Source organism: Secundilactobacillus sp. MJ173 (genome assembly GCF_059704265.1).
Window position 1 is genome coordinate 24,578 of the sequence record NZ_BAAKGN010000063.1, and the last position, 7,853, is coordinate 32,430.

Consider the following 7,853-nt stretch of genomic DNA (forward strand, 5'->3'; position numbering starts at 1 on the left):
TTTTAATTCCTCAAACGATTAAACAACCATTGAATTGGAAAATATAGTATGACGTAAGCAGCCAAATTATAAGCTAACGTTGGTGCTAACGAATCAACCATCATATCCGTGAACGATGCAGAAGTCATATGAACCACTAAATTACCAAAGTAACTGAGACTGCAAACCACGGTGATGTCGATAAAATAAACCAGCAGACCACTTAAAAAGTTGATTGGGAAGGCTTTATAACACGCCCTCGTCAACGCAACTACAATTGGAAATACAAATACAAAGATACCCCAAACACCCGTGTAATAAACATCAAATAGGCCACCCGCAATGGCCGCCCAAATACCTAGCGGAATCTGAATTTGATCTTCAAAGTAAACAGCAAACACCAACCACAGCACAACAAGATAACTGCTCATCGCATATGGTTCACTAAATAACTGTCGTGGAAATGCTGCTCCCAAGATCCCATCTAGGTAAAAAAACAGGAACAAACCAATCGGAAAGCCGTAACGTAATTTAGTTACTCGTACCATAATTGCCTCCTTAATTGGTTGTTTGTGCTTGTCTAACGGCTACAGTGACAACACTTAATTCAGAAAGATCGGTGGCTGGCTTAATCGAAATTTTGGCCGCCAACCCGTAATTGTCCGTTCCGGTACTTGCAACCGTTCCGACAAACAGACCAGATGGCATAACGCCACCTAAACCACTGGTCGAAACCTTATCGCCCTTTTCAATCTTCGTCTTTGACGTAACATTGCCCATTTCAATGAGGTTCTTATCACGGTTATAGCCTGAAATAATACCATGGACGTTTTGACCACTCTTATTCGTAATCGTCACCGCAAACCGGTTAGCAGACTCGCTACTGTTTGAAAGTAGTTCAACTTTACTGTTCGTCCGGTTAACCTCAGCAATTCGACCAACGATACCAGAGCCTGACAGCACGGGCATATTCTTCTTGATTCCAGCAGCACTACCCTTATCAATAACCACTTGATTTTGCCATGCAGATGGCGTCCGAGCTATGACGTTGGCATTAACCGGTGTGTAATCGGTTAAAGAGTTGCTTAACTTAAGTTCTTTCTTTAATTTCTTATTTTCCTGACTGATCGCTTGATCATGAACTTTAGTCTGTGCCAGTTCTTGGACTTGACCTTTTAGCCGTTGATTTTCCTGATAAGTGTTCATCAAATCAGAAAATCCCGTGATTGATCCCTTCAGACCACTAACGGGCCAAGCAACAACACGGTTTACTAAACCTACAACATCGTTGCCAAACTGTTGAACCATAGGTGGTGTCGAACGCTTGTTACGAATGGTAACAGAAACACCCATTAACCCAAAACTGACAATTAGACAAACAATCACAATCACCAATCGTCGGTTTGAAAAGAATTTATTCATGATCATCCTCCAGTGATTGGAGAGTGAGTCAGTGTATTGACTCGTTCTCTTTTTACATTAAATATTAAAAAGTGCGGCATTTTCCTGAATACCTGTAAGTAAATAATTCCGTATGTTCTGAATATGAACATACGGAATTATTTGCTTACACGGCTGGAGGTGTTCCTAATTGAGAGATACTAATCATATCGTCTTCAACGATTAACCAGAACCAATGCCTCACTCCCGAATGCTATTTCTTCTTCATGACGTCAATGCTTTTAAGCGATTCGCCAGTACCGATAGCGACGCAATCAAGCGGATCGTTCGCAATAAATACAGGTACTTTAGTAGCATCCGCAATAACGTCTGGCAAATTATGCAATAAAGCACCACCACCAGTTAGAACAATCCCATGATCGATAACATCAGCCGCAATTTCAGGTGATGTCTCTTCAAGCGTTTCTTTAACTGCACCGATAATTTCTTCAACTGGTTCATGGATAGCTTCTGCAATATCGACAGCCGAAACATCGATGGTCTTAGGCAGTCCAGTAATAAGGTCACGTCCTCTGATTGAAGCACCATCATCGGCCTTAACAGCCTCTTTTGAAGCAGAACCAATATCCCACTTCAACTGTTCAGCAGTCCGTTCACCAATGAGTAGATTGAAGTGTTGACGAACATAAGCCACGATGGCTTCATCCAATTTATCGCCAGCCATCCGAATCGAACGGCTTGACACGATACCACCAAGTGAAATGGTAGCAACATCGGTAGTCCCACCACCAATATCAACGACCATACTACCCGTTGGATCCATAACTGGAAGTCCTGCACCAATAGCTGCGGCAAATGGTTCTTCAAGTACGTAAGCATCACGTGCCCCTGCTACACGAGTAGCGTCAATAACGGCACGCTTCTCAACTTCAGTAACACCGCTAGGCACACAAACCATCACGTAAGGTTTGCCGTTTGAGCTACCTAACGTCTTTTGAATGTAATATTTCATCATTGCAACGGTTGTATCATAATCAGCGATAACGCCGTCCTTCATTGGCCGAATGGCAACGATACTTGCTGGTGTCCGCCCAATCATTGCTCTTGCATCTTCACCGACCGAGACAATCTCGCCAGTCTTCGAATTCTTGGCAACAACTGAGGGTTCACGTAAAACGATACCTTTTCCGTCTACGTAAACGATCGTATTGGCTGTCCCAAGATCGATACCAATGTTTTTAGTTCCTAATCCGAACAATCTGTTTCATCCCTTCATTTAGCCACAACCACTCATTTGATTGCTTGTTAATTTGCTAGGTGTTATTATACCATACCTCAAAAATTTAATAACTACTCGCCGATTAAAAGCATAACTAATTAAGGGGCAATCTGGCAAGCATTAATTTGTTATTTAAAAGAAATTAAATATTACATATATAGTAGCTCTAGATCATGGTTCTTTAAAGAACGCTCGGACGTCAGAAATAAAGTATAACGACCCCGTGATCAGGAATAGATCTTCAGCGGACATCCGCTGTGAAATCCTCCCAATAGCTAACTGCCAATTATCCATTACTTCAATGCGCTGATCGTCTTGATACTGGGCAGCTAATTCTTGGGGGTCCGTGACGGCGCGACTGCCCGGTCCCTGAAAGGTCGTCAAAACGATATGCAGATTAGGTACCGTGCGTAAAGTGGCTAACATCTTATCATGTTGCTTATCAGCCAGTACGCCAAACAGAATATAGATTTCATTATCAGGAAAACGTTGCTTTAATAGCGCTGTTAACTCCTCTACAGCCGGCTCGTTGTGGGCACCATCAATAACAATCAGAGGGTCTTGGTTAATGGGTTCAAAGCGGCCAGCCCAGACCGTTTTAGCCAGTGCACGAACGGCCGCCGAACGATTAATGGGTTGTTTTTTCTGAGTTTGATACAGAATAAACGCGGTTAAAGCGCAACTGGCATTATCTACTTGGTAGTCGCCAAGCATGCTAATTTTTAACCCTTTAAACAGGGAATCGCCAAAATGATAGTCGAATTTTTCCTGCCAGCCTGCTTCTGATTTAATGTTGACGTCAACCTCTTGACCCAACCGATATAATGGGCTCTTATTTGAAGCAGCCGTTTTTTCGACCACTTGCATGGCTGACTGTGGTAGCCGTCCAGCCACAACTGGTACATCGGGTTTGATAATGCCAGCTTTTTGAGCAGCAATTTCCGGCAGGGTATTCCCCAACAGTTTCATGTGGTCGAATCCAATCGTCGTAATGACAGAAACTGCGGGTGTGAATACATTGGTTGAGTCCAGTAATCCGCCGATGCCAACTTCAATCACGGCAACGTCAACATGGGTTTTAAAATAGAGAAACATCATTGCTGTGATGATCTCAAATTCGGTTGGGCCGCCCTCTGGATAATTTTCATCTAATTCAGCAACGATTGGTTGAACTTGATTAACTAAGCTAATTAGGGTTGTGTCTGAAATAGGTTTCCCATCTACTGAGATGCGTTCGTTAAAACGAACTAAAAATGGTGATGTAAAGGTCCCTACCGTGTAGCCTTGCGACATCAGTAAATCCCGCAAATACGCCACTGTTGACCCTTTACCGTTGGTGCCAGCCACGTGAACGGCAGAAATTTCCTTCTGGGGATCACCCAGTAATGCCAAAAATTTGCGCATCCGATTCAACTGGTCGCTTTTTTTAAATTTCGTTCTTCCATGAATAAAATTTAACGCTTCATCGTAATTTTTCACCATGACTTATCAAACCCCACTTTTCTCGTTTAAAAAAGGAGCGGAATCAATATTGATCCCGCCCCTTTGATTCTAAATTTTATTATACCATGTGCAACAACTACTGTTCAGCTCTTAATGCAGCTAACCGATCCTGTGTTGCCTTCAACTTAGACTCGTTGTCGGCTTGTTTTTGACGTTCACTTTCAACCACATCATCGGGTGCATTGGCAACAAAACGTTCGTTGCTTAACTTCTTCTTTGCACGATCAACTTCGGCTTCGAACTTCTTAATTTCCTTGTTCAACCGAGCTGCCTCTTCGTTCAAGTCCACCAATTCAGCCAGCGGTACATAGATCTCGGCATCGGTAATGATCCCGGTCATGGCAAGCTTAGGCGCCTTAACATCGGCACCAATTGTCAATTCCTTAGGGTGAGCGAAACGGTCAATGTAATCACGGTTGGCTTCAAACACGTCTGCCAATTCGTGATTATCCGTCTTGATCAGCACGTCAATTTCTGATGACATCGGTGCATTAGCTTCAGCCCGGATATTCCGAACAGCTTTGATTAATTCAATCAAGTTAGCCATTTGTGATTCAGCTTGCGCATTCTCGAATTCATCATGCACGACTGGGTACTTAGCGGTAACCAAGGACTTACCATCATGCGGCATGGTCAGCCAAATCTTCTCGGTAACAAATGGCATGATTGGGTGCAGCAAACGTAAGGTTTGGTCCAAAACGTAAGCCAAGATATTACGCGTATTCGCCTTGGCTTTTTCATCGTCACCCGTTAAGATTTCCTTACTCATTTCGATGTACCAGTCACAGAAGTCATTCCAAATGAAATCGTAAAGGGCCCGGCCAGCTTCACCAAAGTTAAACTTATCAAACTGCTCAGTGACTTGTGCCACCGTCTTGTTCAATCGGCTTAAGATCCACTTATCAGCCAAATCCCATTCACTTTCGTCAGGCAGTTCCGGCTTGCTCATTTCACCAAGGTTCATGATAACGTAACGGCTGGCGTTCCAGATCTTATTAATAAAGTTCCAGGCAGCGTCCATCTTCGTATAGGCAAAACGGATATCCTGACCAGGAGTTGACCCATTGGATAAGAACCAACGAAGTGCATCAGCACCATACTTATCGATAACATCCATTGGATCGATCCCGTTACCTAACGATTTACTCATCTTGCGACCTTGTTCATCACGAATCAAACCATGAAGCAACACGTGCTTAAACGGTCGACGGCCAGTAAATTCGAGGGATTGGAAAATCATCCGTGAAACCCAGAAGAAGATAATATCATATCCGGTTACCAGGGTGTTAGTTGGGAAGTAGCGATTGTAATCCGGCGCATCCGTATCAGGCCAGCCCATAGTTGAGAATGGCCACAATGCACTTGAGAACCACGTATCCAAGACGTCTTTATCTTGTTCCCAGTTTTCAATATCTTTTGGTGGCTGTTCGTCAACGTAGATTTCGCCAGTCTTCTTGTTGTACCAAGCTGGAATTTGATGTCCCCACCAGAGCTGACGGGAAATAACCCAGTCATGAACGTTTTCCATCCAGTGGGTAAAGGTTCCTTCAAACCGTTCTGGGACGAAATCAACTTTATCGTCACCCTTTTGGTTCTTTAAAGCTTGTTCTGCCAATGGTTTCATCTTAACGAACCACTGCGTTGACAACCGGGCTTCAACTTGGACACCAGTCCGTTCTGAATGACCAACAGAGTGAACGATTGGTTCGATGGAAAGCATTAGGTCCTGATCTTGAAGGTCTTTGACCATTGCTTCTCGAGCTTCAAACCGGGTCAAGCCTTCATACTTACCCGCATTTTCGTTCATGGTGGCATCTTCATTCATGGTGTTGATACGTTCCAAGTTATGACGGTTACCTACCAAAAAGTCATTAGGGTCGTGAGCTGGCGTAATTTTAACGGCACCAGTCCCAAATTCAGGATCAGCATGCTGGTCAGTGATAATCGGAATTTCCCGGTTAGCAAGTGGCAAAATCACTTTTTTGCCCACAACGTCTTTGTACCGCTCATCGCTGGCGTTAACCGCAATGGCAGTATCACCCATCATCGTTTCAGGACGCGTAGTGGCAATTTCGATGTAATCCTTGCCATTTAGGGTCGTTTTACCATCCGCAAATTTGTATTTAATGTGATAAAAAGCGCCTTTATCGTCTTTATGAATAACTTCAATATCGGATAAAGCAGTCCGTGCTTGGGGATCCCAGTTGATAATGTATTCCCCACGGTAGATCAGGCCCTTGCGATAAAGCTGTACGAAAACCTTTTTAACGGCATCTGACAGCCCTTTATCCAAGGTGAAACGCTCACGGGAATAATCCAACGATAGACCAAGCTTACCCCATTGCGTTTTAATCGTGCTGGCAAATTCATCTTTCCATTCCCAGACTTTATCGACAAATTTCTCACGGCCCAAATCATACCGGCTGATACCTTGTTTACGTAACTTGGCTTCAACCTTAGCTTGCGTTGCAATACCAGCATGATCCATCCCTGGCAACCATAATGTATCGTAACCCTGCATCCGTTTTTGGCGAATGAGCATATCTTGTAACGTCGTATCCCAAGCATGACCTAAATGCAATTTACCAGTAACATTTGGCGGCGGAATAACGATTGAATATGGTTTTGCTTTTTTATCTCCACTAGGCTTGAAAAGCCCTTCTGACAACCACTCGTCGTAACGTCCGGCCTCAACGGCTTGTGGATCGTACTTCGGTGGCATTTCTGTCGACTTATCTGTCATCTGATCTCTCCCTTTCTTATTCGATTGCTATGTAAGAAAAAAAGCACCTCATCCTATAAAAATAGGACGAAATGCTTTTCGCGGTACCACCTAAATTGGGCTGTTAACCCCTCTTAATAACAATCGTTAACGGATGTCACTCCGGTCAGACTTACTATACGTTCAGTCTGACAGCTCGCAAGCTACCGGCAATCAATTGTTCGAAAAGTCTTTCAGCCATGGACTTTCTCTCTGCGCGAAACTTTTTGACTGACTCTCTTGCTCATTGCTTATACTCGATATGATAGCCATTTTTAGGCTACTCGTCAACTCTAGATGTTAATTTTTCTAATGCATTTAACGCCGCAATATAATCTGGCTCATGAGCAACGTCCGCAACAATTTCTTCATAGGTGATTTTACCATCAGCATCAACGACTAGAATAGCACGGGTCAAGACACCCATGTTAGGGAGATACAAATTAGACGCGTAGCCAAACGATAACTCCTCATCAGAAAGAATTTGCAGGTTGATAACACCCTCCGCTGCACACCAGTTTTTTTGCTGTGCAATGGTATTATTTGAGATCGTCACAAAGGTTGCATCCGGATAATGATCGGCCTGCTGATTAAACTTATGCGTTTGCGTGCTGCAGACAGGTGTTTGCAAATCTGGCACGATTGAAAGCACCAGCGGCTTACCAATCAGCTGCGCCATCTTAACCTTCTCACCATCTTGATTGAACAACTTAAACTTTGGTAATTGGTCACCAACTTGCGGTGGGTTACCTTCTAATTCAACTTCTTCACCATTAAATTTAACCTTCATCAATTAAACACTCCTTTTGGGTGCAACTATAGCTTAAATTTACAGCGTCAGGTCTAAAATTGCAAGCAGATTTAAGACCGTTATGAGAAAACAAAAGAGGAGGCCATTTACCCGCTATTCCAAAACTGACACGAGTTAAA

6 protein-coding genes and 1 other annotated feature are annotated in these 7,853 nt (G+C 43.4%); all 6 genes read right to left on the reverse strand.

Annotated elements, in window-relative coordinates; genetic code table 11:
* Positions 1–2 precede the first annotated feature (2 nt).
* On the reverse strand, positions 3–527 hold the full coding sequence (mreD, locus tag AC6H04_RS10030) for a rod shape-determining protein MreD (RefSeq protein WP_497571533.1): 525 nt from the start codon (positions 525–527) through the stop codon (positions 3–5).
* A 10-nt stretch (positions 528–537) separates the two neighbouring features.
* Entirely contained in the window at positions 538–1,401 is an 864-nt protein-coding gene (gene mreC / locus AC6H04_RS10035; RefSeq protein ID WP_497571534.1) for a rod shape-determining protein MreC, read from the reverse strand.
* Positions 1,402–1,633: 232 nt separating this feature from the next.
* Entirely contained in the window at positions 1,634–2,638 is a 1,005-nt protein-coding gene (locus tag AC6H04_RS10040; protein WP_203649803.1) for a rod shape-determining protein, read from the reverse strand.
* A gap of 192 nt (positions 2,639–2,830) precedes the next feature.
* The gene (locus AC6H04_RS10045; protein ID WP_497571535.1) at positions 2,831–4,141 is read right to left on the reverse strand and encodes a bifunctional folylpolyglutamate synthase/dihydrofolate synthase; all 1,311 of its coding nucleotides are present in this window, start codon (positions 4,139–4,141) and stop codon (positions 2,831–2,833) included.
* 97 nt (positions 4,142–4,238) lie between these two features.
* Complete coding sequence (locus AC6H04_RS10050; protein WP_497571536.1) at positions 4,239–6,905, reverse strand: valine--tRNA ligase; 2,667 nt, start codon at positions 6,903–6,905, stop codon at positions 4,239–4,241.
* Between the two features lie 59 nt (positions 6,906–6,964).
* Positions 6,965–7,180: a binding site (T-box leader), on the reverse strand.
* 23 nt (positions 7,181–7,203) lie between these two features.
* Positions 7,204–7,713: a thiol peroxidase gene (tpx, locus tag AC6H04_RS10055; protein WP_497571537.1), complete on the reverse strand. Its 510-nt coding sequence runs from the start codon at positions 7,711–7,713 to the stop codon at positions 7,204–7,206.
* Between the last annotated feature and the right edge of the window lie 140 nt (positions 7,714–7,853).

Excerpts from the sequence above, each read along its gene's own strand:
- AC6H04_RS10050 (WP_497571536.1), bottom strand. The coding sequence starts at position 6,905 with ATGACAGATAAGTCGACAGAAATGCCACCGAAGTACGATCCACAAGCC.
- mreC (WP_497571534.1), bottom strand. The coding sequence starts at position 1,401 with ATGAATAAATTCTTTTCAAACCGACGATTGGTGATTGTGATTGTTTGT.
- AC6H04_RS10045 (WP_497571535.1), bottom strand. The coding sequence starts at position 4,141 with ATGGTGAAAAATTACGATGAAGCGTTAAATTTTATTCATGGAAGAACG.
- tpx (WP_497571537.1), bottom strand. The coding sequence starts at position 7,713 with ATGAAGGTTAAATTTAATGGTGAAGAAGTTGAATTAGAAGGTAACCCA.
- mreD (WP_497571533.1), bottom strand. The coding sequence starts at position 527 with ATGGTACGAGTAACTAAATTACGTTACGGCTTTCCGATTGGTTTGTTC.